Origin of the sequence: Agrobacterium sp. LY4 (assembly GCF_001526585.1) — a bacterium.
Lineage (GTDB): Bacteria > Pseudomonadota > Alphaproteobacteria > Rhizobiales > Rhizobiaceae > Agrobacterium > Agrobacterium leguminum.
The window spans coordinates 509,328-531,404 of sequence record NZ_ASYA01000012.1 but is presented as its reverse complement, the minus strand read 5'-3'; the positions used below and the strand labels follow the sequence as shown (position 1 = coordinate 531,404).

General features: G+C 60.6%; 22 protein-coding genes and 1 pseudogene. 7 read left to right on the top strand and 16 right to left on the bottom strand.

Annotation, left to right across the window (positions count from 1 at the left end; translation table 11 throughout):
* The first annotated feature begins 91 nt into the window (after window positions 1-91).
* The 3 genes from L904_RS13555 (at window position 92) to L904_RS13545 (ending at window position 2,948) form a co-directional block, all read left to right on the top strand.
* A complete protein-coding gene (locus tag L904_RS13555; RefSeq protein WP_035259422.1) occupies window positions 92-1,135 on the top strand; it encodes an ABC transporter substrate-binding protein in 1,044 nt (347 codons plus the stop codon).
* A gap of 209 nt (window positions 1,136-1,344) precedes the next feature.
* Entirely contained in the window at window positions 1,345-2,133 is a 789-nt protein-coding gene (locus L904_RS13550) for an ABC transporter ATP-binding protein (RefSeq protein WP_003520663.1), read from the top strand.
* Window positions 2,130-2,948: an ABC transporter permease gene (locus L904_RS13545; protein WP_035260745.1), complete on the top strand. Its 819-nt coding sequence runs from the start codon at window positions 2,130-2,132 to the stop codon at window positions 2,946-2,948. The genes L904_RS13550 and L904_RS13545 overlap by 4 nt, the downstream gene beginning before the upstream one ends.
* 52 nt (window positions 2,949-3,000) lie before the next feature.
* Here L904_RS13545 and L904_RS13540 read toward each other — a convergent pair whose 3' ends face one another.
* From L904_RS13540 to L904_RS13500, 9 genes and pseudogenes are all read right to left on the bottom strand, one after another.
* The gene (locus L904_RS13540) at window positions 3,001-3,687 is read right to left on the bottom strand and encodes a metal-binding protein ZinT (protein ID WP_035260747.1); all 687 of its coding nucleotides are present in this window, start codon (window positions 3,685-3,687) and stop codon (window positions 3,001-3,003) included.
* 165 nt (window positions 3,688-3,852) lie between these two features.
* Window positions 3,853-4,674, bottom strand: coding sequence for a mechanosensitive ion channel family protein (locus tag L904_RS13535; RefSeq protein WP_035260750.1), 822 nt, complete (start codon window positions 4,672-4,674; stop codon window positions 3,853-3,855).
* A 75-nt stretch (window positions 4,675-4,749) separates the two neighbouring features.
* Complete coding sequence (locus tag L904_RS13530) at window positions 4,750-5,268, bottom strand: tyrosine phosphatase family protein (protein WP_035260753.1); 519 nt, start codon at window positions 5,266-5,268, stop codon at window positions 4,750-4,752.
* The gene (locus L904_RS13525) at window positions 5,265-5,888 is read right to left on the bottom strand and encodes a YfbR-like 5'-deoxynucleotidase (protein WP_035260757.1); all 624 of its coding nucleotides are present in this window, start codon (window positions 5,886-5,888) and stop codon (window positions 5,265-5,267) included. The genes L904_RS13530 and L904_RS13525 overlap by 4 nt, the downstream gene beginning before the upstream one ends.
* A 2-nt stretch (window positions 5,889-5,890) precedes the next feature.
* Entirely contained in the window at window positions 5,891-6,739 is an 849-nt protein-coding gene (locus tag L904_RS13520; RefSeq protein ID WP_035260759.1) for a folate-binding protein YgfZ, read from the bottom strand.
* Window positions 6,740-6,861: 122 nt separating this feature from the next.
* Window positions 6,862-7,628 (bottom strand): annotated as a pseudogene (locus L904_RS13515) (hypothetical protein).
* Between the two features lie 14 nt (window positions 7,629-7,642).
* Window positions 7,643-7,900 carry a hypothetical protein gene (locus L904_RS13510; protein ID WP_003501987.1) on the bottom strand — a complete coding sequence of 86 codons (258 nt, stop codon included), beginning with the start codon at window positions 7,898-7,900 and terminating at the stop codon, window positions 7,643-7,645.
* Between the two features lie 105 nt (window positions 7,901-8,005).
* A complete protein-coding gene (locus L904_RS13505) occupies window positions 8,006-8,443 on the bottom strand; it encodes a TIGR02301 family protein (RefSeq protein WP_035260763.1) in 438 nt (145 codons plus the stop codon).
* Window positions 8,444-8,556: 113 nt separating this feature from the next.
* Window positions 8,557-8,973 carry an NUDIX hydrolase gene (locus L904_RS13500; protein WP_003520673.1) on the bottom strand — a complete coding sequence of 139 codons (417 nt, stop codon included), beginning with the start codon at window positions 8,971-8,973 and terminating at the stop codon, window positions 8,557-8,559.
* A 132-nt stretch (window positions 8,974-9,105) separates the two neighbouring features.
* On the opposite strand from L904_RS13500, the gene L904_RS13495 reads away from it, so the two are divergent.
* Window positions 9,106-9,429: a YnfA family protein gene (locus tag L904_RS13495; RefSeq protein WP_031234127.1), complete on the top strand. Its 324-nt coding sequence runs from the start codon at window positions 9,106-9,108 to the stop codon at window positions 9,427-9,429.
* A 35-nt stretch (window positions 9,430-9,464) separates the two neighbouring features.
* On the top strand, window positions 9,465-10,226 hold the full coding sequence (locus L904_RS13490) for an SOS response-associated peptidase (protein ID WP_020811514.1): 762 nt from the start codon (window positions 9,465-9,467) through the stop codon (window positions 10,224-10,226).
* Between the two features lie 225 nt (window positions 10,227-10,451).
* Here L904_RS13490 and L904_RS13485 read toward each other — a convergent pair whose 3' ends face one another.
* The 6 genes from L904_RS13485 to L904_RS13465 all read right to left on the bottom strand — a co-directional run bounded on the left by L904_RS13485 (window position 10,452) and on the right by L904_RS13465 (window position 18,194).
* On the bottom strand, window positions 10,452-11,744 hold the full coding sequence (locus tag L904_RS13485) for a PleD family two-component system response regulator (RefSeq protein WP_020811513.1): 1,293 nt from the start codon (window positions 11,742-11,744) through the stop codon (window positions 10,452-10,454).
* Between the two features lie 388 nt (window positions 11,745-12,132).
* The gene (locus L904_RS28530) at window positions 12,133-12,264 is read right to left on the bottom strand and encodes a hypothetical protein (RefSeq protein ID WP_003496883.1); all 132 of its coding nucleotides are present in this window, start codon (window positions 12,262-12,264) and stop codon (window positions 12,133-12,135) included.
* 172 nt (window positions 12,265-12,436) lie between these two features.
* Window positions 12,437-13,306 carry a CDP-diacylglycerol--serine O-phosphatidyltransferase gene (gene pssA, locus L904_RS13480; RefSeq protein ID WP_035237101.1) on the bottom strand — a complete coding sequence of 290 codons (870 nt, stop codon included), beginning with the start codon at window positions 13,304-13,306 and terminating at the stop codon, window positions 12,437-12,439.
* 22 nt (window positions 13,307-13,328) lie between these two features.
* Window positions 13,329-14,027, bottom strand: a complete 699-nt coding sequence (locus L904_RS13475; RefSeq protein WP_003520681.1) for a phosphatidylserine decarboxylase — start codon at window positions 14,025-14,027, stop codon at window positions 13,329-13,331.
* 163 nt (window positions 14,028-14,190) lie between these two features.
* The gene (locus L904_RS13470; RefSeq protein WP_020809120.1) at window positions 14,191-16,077 is read right to left on the bottom strand and encodes an ABC transporter ATP-binding protein/permease; all 1,887 of its coding nucleotides are present in this window, start codon (window positions 16,075-16,077) and stop codon (window positions 14,191-14,193) included.
* Between the two features lie 110 nt (window positions 16,078-16,187).
* Window positions 16,188-18,194 carry a LysM peptidoglycan-binding domain-containing protein gene (locus L904_RS13465; RefSeq protein WP_020809119.1) on the bottom strand — a complete coding sequence of 669 codons (2,007 nt, stop codon included), beginning with the start codon at window positions 18,192-18,194 and terminating at the stop codon, window positions 16,188-16,190.
* A 156-nt stretch (window positions 18,195-18,350) separates the two neighbouring features.
* Here L904_RS13465 and L904_RS13460 point away from each other — a divergent pair, with 156 nt between their 5' ends.
* Complete coding sequence (locus L904_RS13460) at window positions 18,351-18,971, top strand: TIGR00730 family Rossman fold protein (RefSeq protein WP_003520687.1); 621 nt, start codon at window positions 18,351-18,353, stop codon at window positions 18,969-18,971.
* A 251-nt stretch (window positions 18,972-19,222) separates the two neighbouring features.
* Entirely contained in the window at window positions 19,223-20,983 is a 1,761-nt protein-coding gene (locus L904_RS13455; protein WP_020809118.1) for a penicillin-binding protein 2, read from the top strand.
* A 54-nt stretch (window positions 20,984-21,037) separates the two neighbouring features.
* Here the strand turns inward: L904_RS13455 and rarD are convergent, their stop codons facing one another.
* On the bottom strand, window positions 21,038-21,946 hold the full coding sequence (gene rarD, locus L904_RS13450; RefSeq protein WP_031233488.1) for an EamA family transporter RarD: 909 nt from the start codon (window positions 21,944-21,946) through the stop codon (window positions 21,038-21,040).
* Window positions 21,947-22,077: the final 131 nt, after the last annotated feature.

The window sequence follows — 22,077 nt, the reverse complement described above, 5'->3', positions numbered from 1 at the left end:
TAACGGCTATTTTGTATGCAATTTTATCTTGCCTTGAGGGCTGGAATTGGGTCTTATGCAACCAATCCAACAAAACCATCAGGGGGAATAGATGATTTTAACGCGCAGGTTGTTGACCAGGGCTCTGGCCATTGCCGCCATCGGTGTAACCGCTGGTTTTTCGCTGCCGGTCGTCGAGGCACGGGCCGAAACGCCGGTGAAATTCACGCTCGACTGGAAGTTCGAAGGCCCCGCCGCCGGTTTCCTGCTGGCGCTCGACAAGGGTTACTTCAAGGCTGAAGGCCTCGATGTCACCATCGACAGCGGCAACGGCTCGGTGGAAGCCATTCCGCGCGTGGCGACCGGCGCCTACCAGATGGGTTTCGGCGACATCAATTCGGTGATGAAGTTCCTCGACGAAGATCCGAGCCAGAAGATCAAGGCCGTTTATATGGTCTATGAGCGCCCGACTTTTGCCGTGGTGGGCCGCAAGTCGCTCGGTGTCACCGGCGATCCGAAGTCGCTGGAAGGCAAGAAGCTCGGCGCGCCGCCGCCGGATGGCGCCTTTGCGCAATGGCCCGCTTTCAAGCAGGTCGCAGGTCTCGATGACAGCAAGATCAAGATCGAATCGATCGGTTTTCCGGTGCGTGAACCGATGCTGGCCAAGGGCGATGTCGACGCCGTTTTCGGCTTTGCCTTTTCGGTGATCCTCAACCTCAAGAAGCAGGGCATCGCCGATGACGATATCTCGACCATCCTGATGGCCGAGCACGGCTTGAATCTCTATGGCAATGCGGTGCTGGTAAACACTGATTTCGCAGAGAAAAACCCGGATGCCGTGAAGGGCTTCCTGAAAGCGCTGGCCAAGGGCTTCGCCGATTCCGTCAAGAACCCCGAAGAGGGCGTGGCGGCCGTGCTCAAGCGTAACGAGACGCTCGACAGCGCCATCGAGCTTGAACGCCTCAATATGGCCAACAGCATGAATATCAAGACGCCCTATGTGGTGGAAAACGGCATGGGCGGCGTCGATCCGGCCCGGCTTTCCGCCTCCATCGAGACGCTGAAAGTTTCCCTCGGCCTGAAGGGCAACGTCAAGGCGGAGCAGGTCTTTGACGCGACCTACCTGCCGGCCAAGGAAGAGCGCATGCTTCCGTAATGGACGGAGTGAGCGGGTGCGGCATGCTTCTTCTCCCCCCGGCGGGGAGAAGTCCGCGGCAGCGGGATGAGGGGCAAGCTCTCGGTCTATCGCTGGCGCTGCCCCCTCATCCGACCCTTCGGGCCACCTTCTCCCCGGCGGGGAGAAGAAACAAGCCGAAACGCTGAAGGGTTCAACCGCCCGATCAGCAACTTAAAACGGGAACAGCAATGTCACATCTCGTGGAAATAGACAGTGTGGACATGCGCTATGGCGGCTCCGCCGGCACGCTGGCCGTATCCGGTTTGAACCTGACGGTCGACAAGGGCGAATTCGCGGCCGTGGTCGGACCCTCCGGCTGCGGCAAGTCGACCCTGATGAAGCTGGTGACGGGACTGCACATTCCGCAGAAGGGCAATGTCATCGTTGCCGGGCGGCAGGTCACGGAGCCGGTTTCCATTGTCGGCATGGCGTTTCAGAACCCGACGATGCTGCCCTGGCGCACCACACTGGAAAACATCCTGCTGCCGCTGGAGATCGTTGAGAAACATCGCCGGCGCCTGCGCGCCCACAAGGCTGAATATGTCGCGAAAGCCGAGCGTCTCCTGGAAATCGTTGGCCTGAAGGGTTTTGGTTCGAAGTATCCGTGGCAGCTTTCCGGTGGCATGCAGCAGCGCGCCAATCTTTGCCGGGCCTTGATCCACGAACCGGAACTGCTGATGCTGGACGAGCCTTTCGGCGCGCTCGATGCCTTCACCCGCGAGGAATTATGGTGCGTCATCCGCGACCTGCACGCCGCGCAGCGCGTCACCATCATCCTCGTGACCCATGATCTGCGCGAGGCGACATTTCTGGCCGACAAGATTTTCGTGATGAGCGCAAGGCCAGGCCGGGTGCTGGCGGAACATCGCGTGCCGTTTGCCCGCCCGCGCCAGCTCGATATCATGTATGACAAGGGTTTCAACGACATGGTGCAGGAGCTGCATGGCGAGATCGCGCAGGCGAGGGTGGCGGCATGAGCGCGATCATGGAAGGCACCGTTGCGGCCGAGCCGCGCAAGCCGCTGATTGCCCGCGTCAACTGGGTGAAAGCCGCCCCCTGGCTTTATACGCTGGCGCTTTTCGTGTTGTGGGAACTGTTGGTCTACGCGCTGAAAATGCCGCCCACCATTCTGCCGTCACCAGTAAGGGTCGGACAGGCCATTGCGCAATATTGGTCGCCGATCTGGAAGAATTCGCTGCAGACGCTTTATACCACGACGCTGGGTTTCGCCATTGCGGTGGCCGCCGGTCTCGGCATCGGCCTTTTCATCGGCTGGTCCAAAACCATCTATGCCGGGCTTTATCCGCTGATGATCGGCTTCAACGCCATCCCGAAAGTGGCGCTGGTGCCGATCCTCGTCATCTGGTTCGGCATCGGCACGGTGCCTGCCGTGTTGACCGCCTTCCTGATCTCTTTCTTCCCCATCGTCGTCAACGTCGCGACCGGGCTTGCCACCATAGAGCCGGAAACGGAAGATGTGCTGCGGGCGCTCGGTGCGAAAAAAATGGACATCATGCTGAAGGTCGGCATTCCGCGCTCCATGCCCTATTTCTTCGGCTCGCTCAAAATCGCCATCACGCTCGCCTTTGTCGGCTCGGTCGTGTCGGAAACCGTCGCCTCCAATTACGGCCTCGGCAACATGATGAGTTCGGCGCAGAGCCAGTTCAACGTGCCGCTCGTCTTTGCCGGCCTGCTGATGCTCGCGGTGGAAGGCATCGTCATGTATGCGATCATGGCCTGGCTTGAAAAGCGCATGACCGGCTGGGCGCATCGCTCCACCATGGGGCAATAAGGAATGCAGCACGGGCATGAAGAATATGCCCGTGCCGGAATGTCGTGCGAAGTTAATGCGCCGCCATTTCTTCCACGATATCGCCGCCGTCCATCAGGAACGGGTAATAGGTCGGCCAATTGGTCACTTCGTCCAGCAATGCCTTGCGGTCGTTGCCCCAGTAGAGATGGTAATGGCCCGCCTTGACCGGGGCGATGGAGTGGTCGCTGAACTGGATGAATTGCGGTGCGGCCTCATCGCCGCCGGTTTTCTTGAAGATGTAACGGACACCGCGATTGCCCTTCTTGTAGGTCAGGATTTCATGGCCATCGCTGACATAGGTGCCTTCAGCGGGTTTGCCGTCCTTATAAAACGCCACGCTGTCGCTCTTGATGACGATGCGGTTCACATCGGTCTTGTAACCGATTTCGTAATAGGCGCGGTATTCCGCCGCCGTCTTGTCGCCATGCGCCGCCTTTTCGGCCATGACGGAATCGAGCGAGCCGTTCAGCAGGTAGGGATAGACCGACTGCCAGTCGCCTTCCCAGTCGGAAAGCGTGCGCGTCTTCACCTGCGCATCCTCGAAATAACCCTTGTAGATCTGCTTTTCAGCCTCGGTCATCTGATGGCCGTGATCGTGCCCATGGTCGTGGCTGTGGGCTGCGGATTTGTCGCCACCGGCAGCCATTGCCGCGGTTGCCGCCAGCAGCATGGAACCAAGTGCGACTGCGCCCGTGACGCGGGTAAGTATCTTCTGCATTGTTTCGGCCTCTCATATCCACAAAGATAGTTACGTAATAACATTACGTATCGACCTATAGAGGCCGCATTCGCGGGATGCAAGTGCGCGCTCCAACGTGGCGCAACGAAAAAGCGCGATGGCTGTTGCAGCCACCGCGCTTGAAAAGAGGGGAGACGTGAGGTCTCAGGCCGGCTGGGCGCTCACTTGCGCCTTGCGCTCGTCGAAGGCGAGTTTCATGGCTTTCGTCACATCGCGGGTCGTCGCGAAATAAGTGTCGCTGCGCACCCAGTAGCGCAATTTGACGGTGGCGCTGTCGGCGCTGACCGAATCGACGAAGGTGACGGGGGCGGGGTCCAGCAAAACCCGGCTCTCCGAGCGCACGACTTTCATCAGCATATCCTGTGCGGCCGCCAGATCCTCATCATTCTTGACCGTCAGGCTGAGTTCGTGACGGCGCGAGGGAAAGCGGCTGTAATTGGTGATGGGCACGTTCCAGAGCGTGGAGTTGGGCGCGAGACGGTAAAGTCCATCGCTGGTCTTCAGCTCGGTCGCAAACAGCCCGATCTCGATCACCGTGCCGCTGACCGTGCTGGTCTCGATATATTCGCCGACGCGGAAGGGGCGCAGCACCAGAAGCATGATGCCGGCGGCAATATTCTGCAGCGTGCCCTGCAACGCAAGGCCGATGGCCAGACCGGCGGCGCCAAGGGCGGCGAGGATGGAGGCGGTCTGCACCCCGAACTGGCCAAGCACCATGACCAGCACCAGAATGAGAACCACATAGCGGATGGCGCCGGCGAAGAAACCGGCGAGTGTCGCATCGAAGCCGCGAATGCGCGACAGGCCCTGAAAAGCCCAGCGTTGCAGGAAAGTGGCGGCCAGCCAGCCGATGATCAGCAGCAGAAGCGCACCGACGACCGAGAAGGAATATTGCACCGCAAGCGCGCTTGCCTGCTGCAACGCCGCCTGCGATGCGACGATGATATCCGTTGCCTGTTGTTCCATGAATTATCCCGTGATTTTCATTGCTCTTCAGGGTTGGTAACGACTGGACGCCGTGAGGGTTCCGCCAAAACCACCTCAGTTGCCAAGCGGCAGCACGAAGGGCACGTTACCATCCGTATCCGCGCCCCTGCCGATTTTTTTGATCGCCGCCACCAGCCGTCCATCGCGCCCGAGCAGACGGTCGCCGATGGCGATGATACGGGCATTGGGCGTGGCATAGGGTGAGACGGCGCGCAGGCGCAGCGCAAGTTCCATCTCATCCTGGTCCGGATAAAGGCTGAGCGCGGCGATGACGGCGGCTGCGGGTGAGCGGGAAACGCCCATCCAGCAATGGATGAGCAGTGGTGCTGACTGGTCCCATTGCCGGGCGAAATCGATCAGCTTCAGCACATGTGCATCGTCAGGCGCGATGAGATCGGCGGTGCCCTTGAATGCGATGTCGTTCATGGCGAGCGTCAGATGCCGGCCTGCGGCAATGACGGCGGGACGGTGAAAGGACTGCTCTTTGGCGATCAGCGTCACCATTTCGCGGGCCTTGTGTTTGACGGCCATCTCCGCGATCCGCGACAGCGGCGATACGACAATGGCCGTCATGTCGCACTCCCCGTCTTGACCGCACGCATCGCCTCGATGGCCTCGAAACGTTCGATGAACAGCTTTTGCGCTTCGGTTGAGGGCAGGGGCGTCATGTCGAACATGTCGCGGGTAATGCCGCGCGGCAGGCCGAAGAACTTCTGCGCCTCCGCGGTTGAAAAACCGGCAAGCTCCGTCGCCTCGAAAAAGGCGGCGACCGTATCGGCCTTCTTGATGCGGTCCTTCAATTCGCGCGATGCATGCGGCGGCAGGCCGAAACGCAGATGCACGGCCGCTTCAAGCCGTTTTTCCACGGTCTTGTAACCACCGCCGACCACGGATTTGAACGGCGAGATCATGTCGCCGATGACATATTCCGGCGCATCGTGCAGAAGCGCCATCTGCATGTCGTCAGGCGTCGCGCCTGTGCACATGCGGCAGAAGATGGTCTCGACGATGAGGCAATGCTGGGCGACGGAAAAGGCGTGGTCGCCGCGTGTCTGGCCGTTCCAGCGGGCCACACGGGCAAGGCCATGGGCTATATCGGCGATTTCCACATCGAGCGGCGACGGGTCGAGCAGATCGAGCCGCCGGCCGGACAGCATGCGCTGCCAGGCGCGCGGGCTTTTTGCAGGAGCCACTCTCAGTCCTCCGCCCGCGCCGCCGGATCGGCCGCGGGGAAGGAAAGGCCGCTCCAGGCCGGTAGGGCCACGGTCACGGGGACAGTCTCCGCCAGAAGCGGCGTGCCGGAAGCGAGCGCATCGGCAATGCGGTCGATCCGAACGATGGCAAGCGACCTGTTGCCGCAAACGGTTCCGAGCGCGCCGACCGGTTTTCCATCGGCGGTAATCTCCGTCCCACTGGCGGGAAGCGCGCCTTCGGCCGAAACGGTGACGACGCGGCGTCTTGCCGTGCCGCGATGTTTCATGCGCGAGACGACTTCCTGACCGACAAAGCAGCCCTTTTTAAAGGAAACGCCGTCATTCACATCCATCAGCACATCATGGGGAAAAGCATCCTGCAGCGCATAGTCCCGGCCGGATTCGGCAATGCCATGCTCGACACGGAGCGCATCATAGGCCGCGATGTCGCCGGATGCGGACGCGCCCGGTATACGGTAAAGATCGATGCCAGCCTTGCCGATACGACCATCCCGAATGCCTGCCGTCGGCGCAGTCTCGTTCCAGAAAACGCTCACGCCTTCGACCGTCTCGGCTTTGAGATCGACCGGTGCACGCAGCTTGTACATGGTCAGGCGGCGCAGCAGCGCGTCCTGTTCGGCGACGCCCGTCTCGATCAGATAATCGCCACCATCGCGCCAGATCATGAAATCGAACAGGATCTTGCCCTGCGGCGTCAGAAGGGCTGCGGCCCGTGCTTCGCCTTCCGGCAGGTTTTCAACATCTGCGGTGATGAGGTTGTTCAGAAATTCCTCGGCGCCGGTGCCGGAAACCCGGATCAGGCGGCGGTCGGCAAGAAGGGCGGAAGGCATGGCGTCACCGTTCGGTTCGTCGAGACTCTGTGATCTCCGGCAAAAAGCAGATGCGCTTTGCCGGAATGCTCATTCCGCACAGTTAGGATTTTTGCCAGAGAACGGCAAGCACCGCGATGCGATCAATCGCCGGCGGTGAAGAACTTCCACTTGCCATCGGGCGAAATGCCGACTCGGTAGAAGCTGTAATTGCCATATTCCTGCATGTCCGCCAGATCGCCCGCCGTGATGATGCGCAGAAGCTCCACCTTTTCCGGCGCAGTCAACGTATTCAGCGGCTTTCCGGCGAAATAGGGGAAAACATAGGCTTCGTCAGGCGTGCCGGCATCGATATGGGCATATCCGGTCGACAGCAGGTCGATGATGATCGCCAGCACTTCCAGCCCGTCAGGATCGCCTGAATAGCTTTTCAGCGCCGCAATCGGGTCTTCGCCGTCATTGCCGTCGATGCGGAATTCTTTCTGGCCGGCGGCGATGAAGGGCCGCAGCTTTTCGATATCGCCGGAGGCGGCGGCATCGATATCTGCTGGCGCAGCTTGCGCACGGGTTCCGGCGCCTTGGAAATGTCGTGCTCGATCACAACGGACATTTCAGGCGTGTTGTCGGGCTTGGAGGATTGCTGGTTCGACTGATTGGCGGAACGGTCCACCAGCGGGTCGGGCAGGGGAATGCCTTCCGAATCGCCTTCGATTTCGTCCGGCTCCGCAGGCTGGGCCTGCTGCGGCTCACCGCCATTCTCAGCCTTCGGCTCGCTTTCGGTGTTCTGTGCCGGCTTCAGCTCGGAAAGGGCAAAGGCGCGGCCTGGCATGCCAATCGGCCCGGCGGTCAGGGCAAGCAGGATGGACAGCAGGGCGGAAGAGCGCAAAAGCCCCTTGCTCAGGCAAGACATGATAGACCCCGGCTTTACTGTATTACCCGCTGCGGCGAAAATTCGCCCTGAAGCATGCGCTGGCGCAGCGATTCCAGCATTGCTTCAGCGCCGGCCTCGCCATGGATACGGATGGTTTCGCGCATGGCCAGAGCGATGGCGGCATCGGCGATGATCTCCGGCTCGATGCCGTCGGCCATGCCGTCAGCCCATGCCTCGTTCTGGTGTTCCAGAGCGACCTGCATCTTTTCATGCACGATCATATCGTCGATTTCGTTACGGCTTGTCTGCATTTTTCATCCTCGACAGGGCGGGCAAGTCCTTACCACCCTGTTAACAACACTAGCAGCCTTTTATCAAAACGGCACGGCCTGCGGCGAAAAGAGGTTAATAATCCTCTAATTTCCGAACCGGGACGCGATTTCCTGCGCGAGTGTTGCCCCTTCGTTACGGTAGTTCTCTTCTGCCATGATGGCGGCGCGTGTGCAACTGGTGTGGATGGCCGCAAAGGAGCGGTATCCACGGTTGAATGCAGCCGTCATGCGCTGACGTCGTTCAGGTTCGTTGGCCGTGTCCGCAGCCAGAAGGTCGCTCATCGATCTGCGCCAGTCCTCCGGTCCGGAAGAAGGGCACAGGGTTCTGAGATATTGCACCGCGCCCAGTATCTCCGACAGCCGTGCGAGCTTGTCGTCATAAGGGGCCGGTTTGGGCGGCGCGGCTTCCGCCGGACGCACCTCGGAACCGGGTTTTGAAGGCTGCGCATAAGCGATGCCCTCATGCCCGGCAGTGGCAAGCATTGTCAGAAAAAGAGACAGGAAGATGGTTGGCCGTATCAAAATTCTATTCTGCCCCACACATACTCGTGAACTATTGGCTCGTGAACTGTTGGCTCGCGACCATCCGGCGGGCGGATCGGCCCTAGATAATAGCGATTCTGGCTGGCTGGCAATCATGCAAGCAGGCGTTCGGCGCATTCGACGACGCTTTCGGGCGCCGGCAGAAGGCGGATTTCCGCCAATGTGTACCAGCCCGCATCCGCCGCATCGTCACCGACAGTCACGAGCGGATCGGCATCGGTTTCCACGGTGAAGACCGACAGGAAATAGTGGCTCGTCAGCACCCCTTCGGCGTCGCGGGAGGGAAGATCGTATGTCGCGAAAAGCTGCGGCCGGCGCGCCACGATGCCGGTTTCCTCGTGCAATTCGCGCAGCGCCGTTTCGGCCGGCGTTTCGCCGTCTTCGCCGCGACCGCCCGGAAAGGCGAACATGTCCTTCGAAGGCGGGTTGATGCGGCGCACGAGAAGCAGCCGGTCGCCGTTCCTGACAATGGCGGAGGAGGCGGGGCGGGGCTTGATACGGAGTGTCATGAATTGTTTCGCTTGTTTCGGCCGTTGCCGGCCTGTCTATAGTGGTACGTCTCTCGGAAAAATCGATTCCGGTTTCCGTGCTGATGCTTATAGTCCGGAACTGGTGCGATTGTGCATGTTAAAGACGGTGGAATGAAGGTCTATCTTATCTATGTTCTGGCGGCTCTTGCCGAAATTGCCGGCTGCTTTTCCTTCTGGGCCTGGCTGAAACTCGGCAAGACCGGGTGGATATTGCTGCCTGGCATGGTGGCGCTGGCCGCTTTCGCGTGGCTTCTGACGCTGGTGCCGACAGAGGCGGCGGGCAGGGCCTATGCCGCCTATGGCGGGATTTACATTGCCGCTTCGCTCTTCTGGCTCTGGGGCGTGGAAGGCCATGCGCCGGACCGGTGGGATATTGCCGGCGGCGCGGTCTGCCTTGCCGGTACCGCCATCATCCTGTTCGGGCCAAGGGCCTAGAACATTTCCGGTGAACAATGCTCAAGGAGAAGGCCATGTGCGGACGTTTCGTGCTGAAGGCGACGCCGGAAGAGATCGCCGATTATCTCGATCTGATCGGCCTTGAGGATTTTCCCGCCCGTTTCAACATCGCGCCGACGCAGCCCATTCTGGTCGTGATGGAGGGGGAGCGGCAGGAGCGCGGCAGCAACCTGCCCAATCGCCGGGCCGTGCTGGTCCGCTGGGGTTTTCTGCCGGGCTGGGTGAAGGATCCGAAGGATTTTCCGCTGCTCATCAATGCGCGGTCGGAAACCGCCATCGGCAAGGCCTCCTTCCGCGCCGCCATGCGCCATCGCCGCGTTCTCGTTCCGGCAACCGGCTTTTACGAATGGCGACGCCCGCCGAAGGAGGAGGGCGGCAAACCGCAGCCCTATTTCATCCGCCCGAAAAGCGGCGGCATCGTCGCCTTCGCCGGTCTCATGGAAACCTGGTCTTCCGCCGATGGCTCGGAGGTCGATACCGGCGCGATCCTCACCACCGCCGCCAATGCCGCGATTGGCCGTATTCACGACCGCATGCCTGTTGTCATCGCGCCCGAGGATTTCAGCCGCTGGCTGGATTGCAAGACCCAGGAACCACGCGAGGTCGCCGATCTGATGCGGCCGGTTCAGGATGATTTTTTCGAGATGATCCCGGTATCGGACAAGGTCAACAAGGTCGCCAATGTCGGCGCGGATCTCATCGAGCCGGTGCCGGAAAGCGCGCCGCTGGCGAAGATCAAGCCGGCAAAGGACGAAGGGCAGATGTCGCTGTTCTGAAGAATGGTCTGCGCATTTGCGCATAATCGTTTGAGCTGGAAGTCGCCGCATATTTCTTCTCCCCGCCGGGGAGAAGATGGCCTGAAGGGTCAGATGAGGGGGCTACGGAACAGACATGCGGAGAGCTTGCCCCCTCATCCCGCTGCCGCGACCTTCTCCCCCGGCGGGGAGAAGAAACAAGCGGCACGCGCTCGATCCCACACAAGACTATCTTGTTCAGAAAACTCAGCCGTTCCGCCCGATCTTCTGCAGGCCTTCCTGGATCATGATGTCGGAATAAACGCGGTTGCGGCCATTCGCCTTGGCGAGATAGAGCAGCTGGTCTGCGGCATTCAGCTGGTTGTCGAAGGGTTCGCCCTTTTCGATCTCCACGACGCCGAGCGAGATCGTCAGGGCGAGGCTGCTGCCGCTCAGCTGCCGGCCGTTCTTTTCCACCTGTCCGCGCAGCTCCTCGCAGAACTGATAGGCAGCGCGCGCATCCAGCCCGCGCAGGAACACGGCAAACTCCTCGCCGCCAAGGCGGGCGGGAATGTGGCGTTGCTCGCCGCACATGTCATGCAGCAGTTCGGCCAGTTTTTTCAGCGCCCTGTCGCCGGCATCGTGGCCCAGCGTGTCGTTGATCTTCTTGAAATGGTCGATGTCGAGAATGGCGACTGCGCCGCTCTCGTCATTGCCGTTGATGACATCCATCAGCGCCCGCGTGCGCTCGAAGAAGGAGCGGCGGTTCGGCAGGCCGGTGAGATGGTCGCGTTCGGCCAGTTCGCGCAGGCGTTTGAGCTGCTTCAACGTCTCGATATTGTTATCGATGCGGCACTGCAATTCTTCCGGCACGAAGGGGCGGTAGACGAAATCCGAAGCGCCAGCCTTCAGGAAGCTTGCCGAAAGCAACCGGTCTGTGGAGGACGATATGCCGATCACCCGCAAATCTTCGGATGAGCGGCTGTCGCGGATGCGGCGCGTCAGCTCATAACCGTCCATGTCGGGCATATGGTAGTCGGTGATGACAAGCTGGATCGTCGGATCCTGCGACAGAATTTCCAGCGCCTGCTTGCCCGAATGGGCCTCGCTGACCCTGAAATTTTGCCGCTCCAGAATTTCCACGAGACCGGAACGGGCTGTGCGCACATCATCCACGACCAGAACGGAGAAGAGCTTGTTGCTCAAAATCCGCTGGACCGTTCTGACCACCGCATCGACGGTGCGATGGCCGTCCTTGACGATGTAATCGATGATCTTCTTTTCAGCGTAGCGCTTGCGCGCCTCCTCATCCACCGTGGCGGTGAAAACGATGGCCGGCACCTTGCGCTCGGATAGAAGTGCGAGAATCTCGCCCTTCGGCGCATCGGGCAGGTTGAGGCCTGTCAGCGCCAGCGTGAAATTATGGGCCTGCATGAGAGTATCGGCCGCGGCCATGCTGTCGCAATGGACGACCTCGGCTTCCGTTTCTTCCGAAAGCCGCGTCTTCAGCAGCATGGAAAGAGCAACGGAATCTTCAATCAGAAGGATTTTATCCTGCATGGCCGTCCCAAGCCCCCCTGGCCTGTCTTCACAATCTTCCCTCAACGCCGAATATTCGTCATCCGCGTGTCTGCGGATTCGAAAGCCGGCTTATGCATTGTTGTGGAAAAAAATGCGGAATAGAAAAGTTCTTTTGTATTCACTAATCTATACGTCGGTGTTCGTATAGCCTTCTTGTGGAAGGCGAGCTTTTTACTACACTTTCGTTGCAGCTTCGTTACAGAAGGCTGCCGATTTTATGAAAGACTGACGCTCTGCAGTTTAGCGGCAGTGCTTGAAACAAAAACGGCGCCCGGAAAAGGCGCCGCGTGATTGACGATTTTCCGTTGGGAACGTTCCGTTTTCCGGGCAGTCCGCAAAATTCGAAAAATCAAAAAATCGAATGTTTTCAGGCGGTTTTGGCGGCGGGCTTGCGCTTCAGCATCAGGGCTGCGGCCGCAACGGCCTTCAGTCCGAGCGGGCGGTAGTGGCTGTTGAGGTCGGGCTTCGCCTGCGGCTGCGCCTTCGTCTCGTTCGTCATTTCTCTCTCTCCACAATTCACGCCAATCGCCGTTGCGATGCGTGTGAGCCACTTCTTTCGCGGCTAATCTTGACGGATTCGAGGCGAAGAAAAACGAAGCCGGCTTTTCAGGCTGCGACATTTTGCGTCACATCCTGCGCCGGCTTGTGCAAGAAAAAATAAACCTGCGGTTTTAAATGCCGCGATCGAGGCCGTTGCCGCCATTGGCGTCGTCATGCACGTCTTCCTCGATGGTCAGCGTGCCGTAGCGGCGATGCCAGAGGCGGGCGCTGATGGGAATGAAGACGAGATAGGCGGCAACCGTCAGAACCAGAACTTCCCAGGTGAAGCTCATCAGCATCGCTACATAGAGCACGACGACGAGGATCATCGGCAGCACCAGATCGCGGCGAATGCGGCTGGTGCCCGATTTCCCCGACCAGACCGGCAGGCGGCTGATGAGGAGATAACCGATCAGCACGGTATAGGCGGCGGCGACATAGGCGAAGGGCTTGTCCGGCTCGACGCCGAGGAAACCGAGATAAACCGGCAGCAGCACCAGCATGGCGCCCATCGGGGCGGGAACGCCCACGAAGAACTCATTCTGCCAGGGCGCCTTCACCGGCCGCTCGATCATGACGTTGAAACGCGCCAGACGCAGGCCGGCGGCGATGACGTAAATCAGGGCGGCGATCCAGCCGATGGAGCGTGCCTGATCGAGAAGGTAGGCATAGACCACCAGCGCAGGGGCGACGCCGAAATTGACGATATCGGCCAGCGAATCCATCTGCTCGCCGAATTTGGACGTCGCTTTCATCATGCGGGCGATGCGTCCGTCTATGCCGTCGAGGAAGGCGGCGAGCAGCACCATGCCGACGGCCAGCTCGAAGCGACCCTCGATGGCGAGACGCACGCCGCTCAGGCCCGCACAGATGGCCAGAACGGTGATGAGATTGGGAACGACGAGACGAAAGGGAATTTCCCTCAGCCGCGGTCCACGGCCGCTGTCGCTGCGGCCCTCGGGTTTGCCGTTCTGTTGCGGCTCGGCGATCGGCGTTTCCATGCGCATGCCCTTCCTGTTTCCGTCAGCCGCGACGGCTGACGACCGGACCCTTGGCGGAGCCGAATTCGGCAAGCACGGTTTCACCGGCAATCGCCGTCTGGCCGACCGATACACGCGGCTCGAAACCTGCGGGAAGGAAGATATCGAGGCGCGAACCGAAACGGATAAGACCGAAACGCTCACCGGCATCGACTGGTTCATTCGGCTTTACCCAGCAGACGATGCGGCGTGCAACCATGCCGGCGATCTGCACCACGCCGACCTTGCCGTGCGACGTCTCGATGACGAGGCCGTTGCGCTCATTGTCTTCGGAAGCCTTGTCCACTTCGGCATTGAGGAAGAGGCCGGGACGGTAGGCGACATTGACGATACGGCCGCGCACCGGCGAACGGTTCACATGGCAGTTGAACACGTTCATGAACACCGAGATGCGCACCAGCGGCTCCTTGCCGAGTTCCAGTTCCAGCGGCGGAACGACGCTCTGCACGGCGGAAACCTTGCCATCGGCCGGGCTGATGATGAGGTCGTCATCCTGCGGCGTGACGCGCTCGGGATCGCGGAAGAAATAGGCGCACCAGGCCGTCAGCACCAGACCGACCCAGAACAGCGGTTCGGCGATCCAGCCGAGCACCAGCGATGCGACGAAGAAGGCCGCCACAAAGACATAACCTTCCTTGTGGATCGGTACGATGGTGTTGCGAATGGTGTCGAACAGATTCATGAGATTCCTTGCTCCGGTTTCCGTCTGTCGCGTCTATATGTGGTCGTGATACGACACGATCCAAACGGCAATGCGACAAATTTTGCCTAGCTGGTTACAGCCAAAAGGGCCGTCCGGCAATGGTGGGGTTCGCCCGTCAGCCCTGTTACCCCGGCTATACCCATCAATGGGCGGGTTCCCCGCGGTCGATGACACCCAGATCGTCGGTTTCGCGCACATGGCGCAGCATTTCCTCCGCCCGGATCGCCTCGCGCTGGCGGCTCCACATCGAAGCGTAGAGACCGTTCTGCCCCATCAGCGAGCTGTGCGTGCCGCGTTCGGCGATCTGCCCTTCCTTCAACACGATGATCTCATCCGCGCCGATGACGGTGGAAAGGCGGTGGGCGATAACCAGCGTGGTGCGGTTCTTCGAGACGATGTCGAGCGCGCTCTGGATTTCCTGTTCCGTATGCGTATCGAGCGCCGAGGTGGCCTCGTCGAGAATGAGGATCGGCGGAGCTTTGAGGATGGTGCGGGCAATCGCCACGCGCTGTTTTTCCCCGCCGGAAAGCTTCAGACCGCGTTCGCCGACCATGGTGGCATAACCTTCCGGCAGCTTGCCGATGAAGGCGCTGATCTGCGCCGCATCCGCCGCCGCCCTCAGTTCCTCATCGGTGGCCGAGGGACGGCCATAACGGATGTTATAGGCGAGTGTGTCGTTGAAGAGCACCGTATCCTGCGGCACCATGCCGATCACCGAGCGCAGGCTCTTCTGCGTCACATCGCGAATATCCTGCCCGTCGACGGTGACGGAGCCTTCCTGAATATCGTAGAAACGATAAAGCAGCCGCGAGATCGTCGATTTTCCCGCACCCGAAGGGCCGACGATGGCCACCGTCTTGCCGGCCGGCACGTCGAAGGAAACACCCTTCAGGATCGGTCTTTCGGGGTCATAGGCGAAATGCACGTCGCGGAAGGAGATCGCGCCCGGTCCGGCTGCGAGCGGCTTTGCATCCGGCCTGTCGGTGACTTCCGCCTCCACTTCCAGAAGATCGAACATCTGTTCGATATCGGTCAGGCCCTGGCGGATTTCGCGATAGACGAAACCGATGAAATTGAGCGGCACCGAAAGCTGGAGCAGCAGCGCATTGACGAAGACGAAATCGCCGATGGTCTGCTCGCCGCGCTGCACGGCAAGCGCCGACATTACCATCATGACGGTGGAGCCGATGCCGAAGATCACGCCCTGGCCGAAGTTCAGCCAGCCGAGCGAGGTCCAGATCGAAATCGCCGATTTTTCGTAACGCTCCATGGCGACGTCGAAACGCCGCGCCTCCATCTCCTCGTTGCCGAAATATTTGACGGTCTCGAAATTGAGGAGCGAGTCGATCGCCTTGGTATTGGCGTCGGTGTCGCTATCGTTCATGGCCCGGCGAATGCCGATACGCCAGTTGCTGGCCCGCACGGTGAACCAGATATAGGCCCAGACCGTGATGACCGTGACGAGCACATAGGAAAAACCGTAGGAGGCCCAGAAGATGATCGCCGTCAGCAGGAATTCGATGAAGGTCGGCGCGGTGTTGAGAATGGTGAAGCGGACAATGGTTTCGATGCCCTTGGTGCCACGCTCGATGACCCGCGACAGCCCGCCGGTCTTGCGCTCCAGATGGAACCGCAAAGAAAGCCGGTGCATGTGCACGAAGGTCCTGTAGGCGAGCTGGCGCACCGCATGCTGGCCGACGCTGGCGAAAAGCGAATCGCGCAGCTGGTTGAGCCCCACCTGGATCAGCCGCGTCAGATTATAGGCGATTACCAGCGCGACGGCGCCGAGCAGGAAGGCGGGAACAAGCCCGGCCATGTCCAGCCGGCCGTTCAGCGCATCGGTCGCCCATTTGAAGAAATAGGGAACGGAGATCAGCACCAGCTTGGCGACGATCAGGTACACGGTAGCCCAGATCACCCGCATCTTCAGGTCCCACCGCCCCTCCGGCCACATATAGGGCCAGAGATTGATCAGCGTCTGGGTGGGATTGCTGGAATCCGCCGAAATGGTTTTTTTCTTCGTGGCCATCATTCGCTCCGGTCACTGCCGGAAGCCGACAGCAGGGCGGCGGCTTTGGTCAAGCCGCCGCGCGTGTCACAGATAGGGTCGTTGCGGGTTCACCGCAACGCTTCAAATGCTCAGGAGCCGCCCTTCAGCCGCTTGCGGTGAAGTTCTTCCGCATTCGGCAGCGCCTCTTTCGGCACGCCGAAAATCTGGCCGGGCTCGATCAGATCGGGGTTTTTGATCTGATCTTCGTTGGCAAGGTAGATCGTGGTGTAACGCACGCCCTGACCGTAGACGCGACGGGAAATCTGCCAGAGCGTATCGCCACGGCGGATGATGACGCTGTTCTGGCTCTCGGCCAGTGGCGCCTGCTCGAAGGTCTGCGGGCCGGCGGGCGCCTGTGGCGCGGGAGCAGCGGGCGCCGTGATGTGGAGTTCAGCCAACCGGCTTGCCAGCGAGGCGATACCCTTGCCGATTGCCGCCACATCGTTCGGCCATGCTTCAACGGATGTCAGCAACTGACGCGCCTTTGCGGTGATATCGCCTGCAAAAGCGGTGAAGGCGGGTTCGGTCGCGGCTGCGGTGCGGAATTCCGAAAGCGACTTGAGGCCGATGACGACGGCGGAGCGGCCGGCAATGGCCTGATCGAGCGCCGGCGTGGCCTGATCCTTGTAAAGATTGGAAAGAATGCCGAAGGCCTTGGCGACATCGGTGCGCAGCTTTTCGAAAGCGGCGCGGTCGCTTGCCGTGCTCTGGTTTTCGGCCGACGCCGCAGTCGTGGTCGCTGACGACGAAGCGGACGGTGTCTGCATGGCGACGGTTGCCTGATCGGTCTGCGGCCGCTCGAAGGGAACGCGCACACGCACCTTCGCGGTGCCGTCGGCATTCAGTTCTTCGACGGTGATGATGTGGCTGCCGACGCTAAGATCGACATCGCCTTCGACGACGAAATGGCCGGAGGCTTCCGTGATGCTCTTGCCGATTTCCCTGTCATCGACCAGCGCGCGCACCGTCGAACCGGCGGGTGCGGAACCCGCGACGAAAATCTTCGATCCCTCGAACTCGACGGCGGTGACCTGAACGCTCGACGTCAGCGGGGCCGTAGCGGACGGAACCGCAGTACCGGCGAGCGGTGCGGAAGCGGTGTTGGCGCTGGTTTCGGACGTTGCCGCAGGCTGTTGCGACGGCGCGGCTTGCGGCTGAAGCGCCGGAGGAGCCGCCTCCGGCATGGCCAGCACGCGGCTTGCCTTGCCTGGTTTGGAAACCATGGCCAGAAGCTCGCCCGTCTTGCCGTCAGGCACGGAAACCGTGGCCACTTCTTCGGATTGCGTCGCCTTGCCGCTGGCATCGGTCGAACGCAGCACCAGCTCGTGATCGCCCGGGGGAAGCGGATTGTCGAAAACGGCGGCGAAATCGCCGGTGCCGTCGATGGTCGTCTGGGCGACCACCTTGCCGTTGCTCAAGATTTCGAGCTTTGCGCCGGGCTGTGCCTTGCCGGCAATCACGGCCGAACCGTCCGGCTCGACGCGCAGCACGTCGAAAGTCGGCGTGGCGGCAGACGATTGTGCCGCATCGGCGGGTGCTGCGGCTGGTTTTGCCGGTTCGGGCGCGCCATCGTCGGTGCCGGCGAAAACGCCTGCCAGACGACGCACCTGTGCCGCCGCCGCCGCCGCATTGTCGGGCAGGCTGCGCAGGAACGCCGTGGTGCGTTCGGCGGCCGTGCGGGCGGTGGTGATAAGGCGCGACGTCGTTTCATCCAGCGACTCTGGAATTTCAATATTCGTCAGTTCCTTGAGCGAGGTCTCGACCTTCTTGCGCGCCGCCGCGAAATCGGCGTCGGAGGGAACCTTGCTATCGGCGAAAAGCGTCGTCAGATCCTTGATCGACTGGGTGGCGGAAGCCGCCCGCCGCCCGACCTTGTCGGCGATATTGGCGGTTTCCTCGGCCGCGTCGGAGAGAATGTCGCCCGCCTTGTCTGCGCCCATTTCAACGCTGTTCTTCACGGCGTTGCCGGCCTCGTTGATGGCGTCGCCGATCGGTTTGCCGTCGTTTGAAATCCGCGGCAGGACGAAAAAGATCATGAGCAGGGACGCAACGCCCAGCACGATCAGCGCCAGCAAACCGGCCTTATTGTTTTTCATCCTGGAATCTCCGGGTATTTCAAGCTTTTCACACGAGTTGAGATTGCTAGCGTCTTACCTTGCGCCAGACAAGCGGCGAGTGGCCAAAAGGCCATATTTGCAAGGGATTTCCCAAATTTTCTTGACGTGCCGCATCGCACATAGTTCCTTCCCTTCATGACGGACAAAAATACAGCGATTCGATCCATCTGCGTTTATTGCGGCTCCCAGCCCGGACGTGATCCGGCCCATATGGAAGCGGGCCGCGCGCTTGGGAAATCCATTGCCGAAAACGGCATTCGCCTCGTCTACGGCGGCGGCACCAAGGGCATCATGGGCGCAGTTGCCAGCGGCGTTCTTTCCAATGGCGGCGAAGTGACCGGCATCATACCGGAATTTCTGGTCGATATGGAGGCGACGCGCCATTCTCTCGGACAATTGAACGAGCTTGTCATCACCAAGGACATGCATGAGCGCAAACATATGATGTTCGAGCGCTCCGATGCCTTCGTGACATTGCCGGGCGGTGTCGGCACGCTGGAGGAGATCGTCGAGATCATGACCTGGGCGCAGCTCGGCCGCCATGCCAAGCCGATGGTCTTCGCCAATATCAACGGTTTCTGGAACCCGATGCTGGAACTGGTGCAGCACATGCGCGACCAGGGTTTCATCCACCGCGCGCATCTTCTCAACCCGCTCGTCATCGACGAGGTGAAGGATATCGTGCCCGCCATCATCGACCGGGCGCTGGCGCAGCAGAATCCGGAAGGCGACCCTTCGGTTATCTCCCGCCTCTAGGCCGGGATGGCGAAAAGCGTAAGCGGTTTTCGCCTTGAATCCCGGTCTGTTCATCCTGATCGGCGCGACGATTGTTAACGGCCACCCGGGCGGCTCGTTACAATTTTAAATGTATATTAATACAGATTTAACGGCGGCATCGCTCCGCCCTCTCTTTTCATGGCCCAGCGACTGATCCTGTGCCAGCCTCAATAAGGCGTTGGTTGTCGCGGAATTCGTTTCGCCGCCATGAGAGTGGGTGTCATCGGGAAATGATTGCTTTTGTGGTGCGGCTCAAAAGCCGGGCGCATTTTATTATTCAGAGAAATTCCGCGCAGGGCAGGGAAGCGCTCCTCGGTTCCGCCGCCCGCCGCAGGGCCGATGCGCGCATGAGGCTCGGCATCGTGATCGCCGTCTTCGCTGTCATATATGGCGTCGTCGCCGCGCGTCTCGTCCAATACGGTCTTGCCGAACCGGTGGCGACCGCATGGATCAATACCGGCGCAAACGCCGTCGCCTCCCGGCCGGATATTGTCGATCGCAACGGCACGCTTCTGGCGACCGATCTCAACATGGTCTCGCTTTATGCGGATCCGCGCAGGATCGTCGATCCGGATGAGGTGGTGGAGAAACTCGCGACCGTCATTCCCAATCTCGACTGGCGCGAAACGCACCGCCGGTTGCGCTCGGATACCGGCTTTCAATGGCTGCGACGCCAGCTGACGCCCCGGCAGCAGGCGGATATTCTCAATCTCGGCATACCGGGCATCGGCTTCCGGCCGGAAAAGCGGAGGTTTTATCCGGGCGGCCCAACCGCTTCGCATATTATCGGCCACGTCAATGTCGACAATCAGGGGCTTGCCGGCATGGAGCGTTATCTCGACCAGCAGGGGCTGGCCGATCTGCGTGCCGTGGGTCTTGCCAGCGGCGCGCCGCTGGAGCCGGTGCGGCTCTCCATCGATCTGAGGGTACAGAACATCGTCCGCGAAGTGGTCGTGAAGGCGAAAAGCGCCTATCAGGCCGAAGCGGCAGGCTCTGTGATCCTCGATGTGGAGACGGGCGAAGTGCTGGCCATGGCCTCCGTGCCGGATTACGATCCGAACGAGCCTTCCCGCACCCTTGCCGATGGCAGCATAGACAGGGAGTATGAAAAGGGCTGGTTCAACCGGATGAGCAACGCCACCTTCGAAATGGGCTCCACCTTCAAGAGCTTTACGCTCGCCATGGGGCTGGATGCCGGGGCGATCACACTGGGTTCGGTGGTGGATGCGTCGCGGCCGATCCGCATGGGCGGCTTCACCATCAAGGATTTCAAGGGCCGGAACCGGCCGCTCTCCATTCCGGAAGTGTTTCAATATTCATCGAATATCGGCACGGCGGCGGTGGCCGACAAGGTCGGCGTCGAAGGCCATCAGCAGTTCCTGACGAAGCTCGGGCTGCTTACCAGAATGGACACGGAAATGCCGGGCGTTGCCACGCCCACCCAGCCGAGAAACTGGAAGAAGATCAATTCCGTCACCATCTCCTTCGGCCACGGCGTCGCCACCACCCCGTTGCAGACGGCGGTGGCCGCTGCCGCGCTGATCAATGGCGGCAACCTGATTTCGCCGACCTTCCTGCCGCGTTCGAAAGAAGCTGCCGCATCGGTTGCGCGCACCGTCATCAACGACAGGACGAGCGCCGATATGCGCTACCTGTTCAACTGGAACGGCATCAAGGGTTCCGGCCGTGGCGCGCAGGTGGAGGGATTTCATGTGGGCGGCAAGACCGGAACCGCCGACAAGGTGATCAATGGCCGTTACGCCAAGGATATCAATTTCAACGCCTTCGTGGCCGGTTTTCCCATGCACAAGCCGAAATATGTCGTGCTGACGATGATCGACGCCCCGAGAACCGGCGTGAACGGCGGGCGCACCGCGGCCTCCACCGCAGCCCCCATGACCCGCGAAATCATCGCCCAGACGGCAGGTCTTCTCGGCGTCAAACCGCGTTTCGGTTACGATGCCAACCCGCAATTGCTGGTGGATTATTGACGCCACTTCTCCCCATTCCCGTGATGAGCAAAGGAATGAGGGAAGCAGCCCGGATTACCGCTTGAGCCGCAGCAGGCTGGAGCCGGTATAGATCGCCAGCGCCACCCAGATCATCGCAAAGGCGGCCATGCGCACCATGTCGAACGGCTCCTTGAAGACGAAGATGGCGATGAGGAAGATCATCGTCGGCGCGATATATTGCATGATGCCGATGGTCGACAGCCGCAGCAGTTTCGCGCCATTGCCATAGAGGATGAGCGGCACGGCCGTGATGAGCCCGCTTGTTGCCAGAAGCCAGGTATCGGCGGAATTGCCGCCCATGAAATGCGCCTGTCCGCTGAAGGCAAGCCAGATCATCACCAGCACGGCGGGGATGGATAAAAGCATGACTTCCAGCAGAAAGCCCTGCGTCGCGCCAATCGGCAAAGTCTTGCGGAAAAAGGCGTAAAAACCCCAGGACACGGTGAGGGCGATGGACACCCAGGGCAGGCTGCCCGCATGCCAGGTGAGGATGGCCACCGCCAGCGCCACGAGGCCGATGGCGGCGATCTGCGCCGGATAAAGCTTTTCCTTGAGCAGAACCGCACCGAGGAAAATGCTGAACAGCGGATTGATGAAGTAGCCAAGTGCGGCATCGAGCGCGCGGCCTGCGCCGATCGCCCAGATATAGACGCCCCAGTTGATGCTGATGAGGATGGCCGTCAGGCTGGCCATTGCCAGCATCTTGGGGGTTCTGAGCGCGGTTCTGATTTCCGCCGTGCGCCCCAGCGCAATCAGCACGACCGCCGCAATCGGCACCGACCAGACGACGCGATGGACGATGACCTCGATCGGCGAAATATGCGCAACCGCCTTCATGTAAAAGGGAAGGAACCCCCAGAGCAGATAAGCGGAAAGCGCGAAAGCAAAACCGCGCGCGCTGTCGCCGCCCTCCTGGGCCGGGAGCGATTTGTCGAGTGCCATGGGGAGTACCGCCAATTGTTCGGATGGCGTTTTATAACGGATCGCGAAAGTGGCGGCCAATTCATTTCCGTGAAGGGTTCATGAGAAAAACTGCATGAATAAAAGGCGCGCTGCCCTTGAAATGGGCTGCC

Excerpts from the sequence above, each read along its gene's own strand:
- rarD (WP_031233488.1), bottom strand. The coding sequence starts at position 21,946 with ATGGCACTCGACAAATCGCTCCCGGCCCAGGAGGGCGGCGACAGCGCG.
- L904_RS13470 (WP_020809120.1), bottom strand. The coding sequence starts at position 16,077 with ATGGCCACGAAGAAAAAAACCATTTCGGCGGATTCCAGCAATCCCACC.
- L904_RS13485 (WP_020811513.1), bottom strand. The coding sequence starts at position 11,744 with ATGCAGGATAAAATCCTTCTGATTGAAGATTCCGTTGCTCTTTCCATG.
- L904_RS13495 (WP_031234127.1), top strand. The coding sequence starts at position 9,106 with ATGAAGGTCTATCTTATCTATGTTCTGGCGGCTCTTGCCGAAATTGCC.
- L904_RS13540 (WP_035260747.1), bottom strand. The coding sequence starts at position 3,687 with ATGCAGAAGATACTTACCCGCGTCACGGGCGCAGTCGCACTTGGTTCC.
- L904_RS13500 (WP_003520673.1), bottom strand. The coding sequence starts at position 8,973 with ATGACACTCCGTATCAAGCCCCGCCCCGCCTCCTCCGCCATTGTCAGG.
- L904_RS13510 (WP_003501987.1), bottom strand. The coding sequence starts at position 7,900 with ATGCAGACAAGCCGTAACGAAATCGACGATATGATCGTGCATGAAAAG.
- L904_RS28530 (WP_003496883.1), bottom strand. The coding sequence starts at position 12,264 with ATGACGAACGAGACGAAGGCGCAGCCGCAGGCGAAGCCCGACCTCAAC.
- L904_RS13460 (WP_003520687.1), top strand. The coding sequence starts at position 18,351 with ATGACGGACAAAAATACAGCGATTCGATCCATCTGCGTTTATTGCGGC.
- L904_RS13490 (WP_020811514.1), top strand. The coding sequence starts at position 9,465 with ATGTGCGGACGTTTCGTGCTGAAGGCGACGCCGGAAGAGATCGCCGAT.
- L904_RS13520 (WP_035260759.1), bottom strand. The coding sequence starts at position 6,739 with ATGCCTTCCGCCCTTCTTGCCGACCGCCGCCTGATCCGGGTTTCCGGC.
- L904_RS13530 (WP_035260753.1), bottom strand. The coding sequence starts at position 5,268 with ATGACGGCCATTGTCGTATCGCCGCTGTCGCGGATCGCGGAGATGGCC.
- L904_RS13550 (WP_003520663.1), top strand. The coding sequence starts at position 1,345 with ATGTCACATCTCGTGGAAATAGACAGTGTGGACATGCGCTATGGCGGC.
- L904_RS13545 (WP_035260745.1), top strand. The coding sequence starts at position 2,130 with ATGAGCGCGATCATGGAAGGCACCGTTGCGGCCGAGCCGCGCAAGCCG.
- L904_RS13465 (WP_020809119.1), bottom strand. The coding sequence starts at position 18,194 with ATGAAAAACAATAAGGCCGGTTTGCTGGCGCTGATCGTGCTGGGCGTT.
- L904_RS13475 (WP_003520681.1), bottom strand. The coding sequence starts at position 14,027 with ATGAATCTGTTCGACACCATTCGCAACACCATCGTACCGATCCACAAG.
- pssA (WP_035237101.1), bottom strand. The coding sequence starts at position 13,306 with ATGGAAACGCCGATCGCCGAGCCGCAACAGAACGGCAAACCCGAGGGC.
- L904_RS13555 (WP_035259422.1), top strand. The coding sequence starts at position 92 with ATGATTTTAACGCGCAGGTTGTTGACCAGGGCTCTGGCCATTGCCGCC.
- L904_RS13455 (WP_020809118.1), top strand. The coding sequence starts at position 19,223 with ATGATTGCTTTTGTGGTGCGGCTCAAAAGCCGGGCGCATTTTATTATT.
- L904_RS13535 (WP_035260750.1), bottom strand. The coding sequence starts at position 4,674 with ATGGAACAACAGGCAACGGATATCATCGTCGCATCGCAGGCGGCGTTG.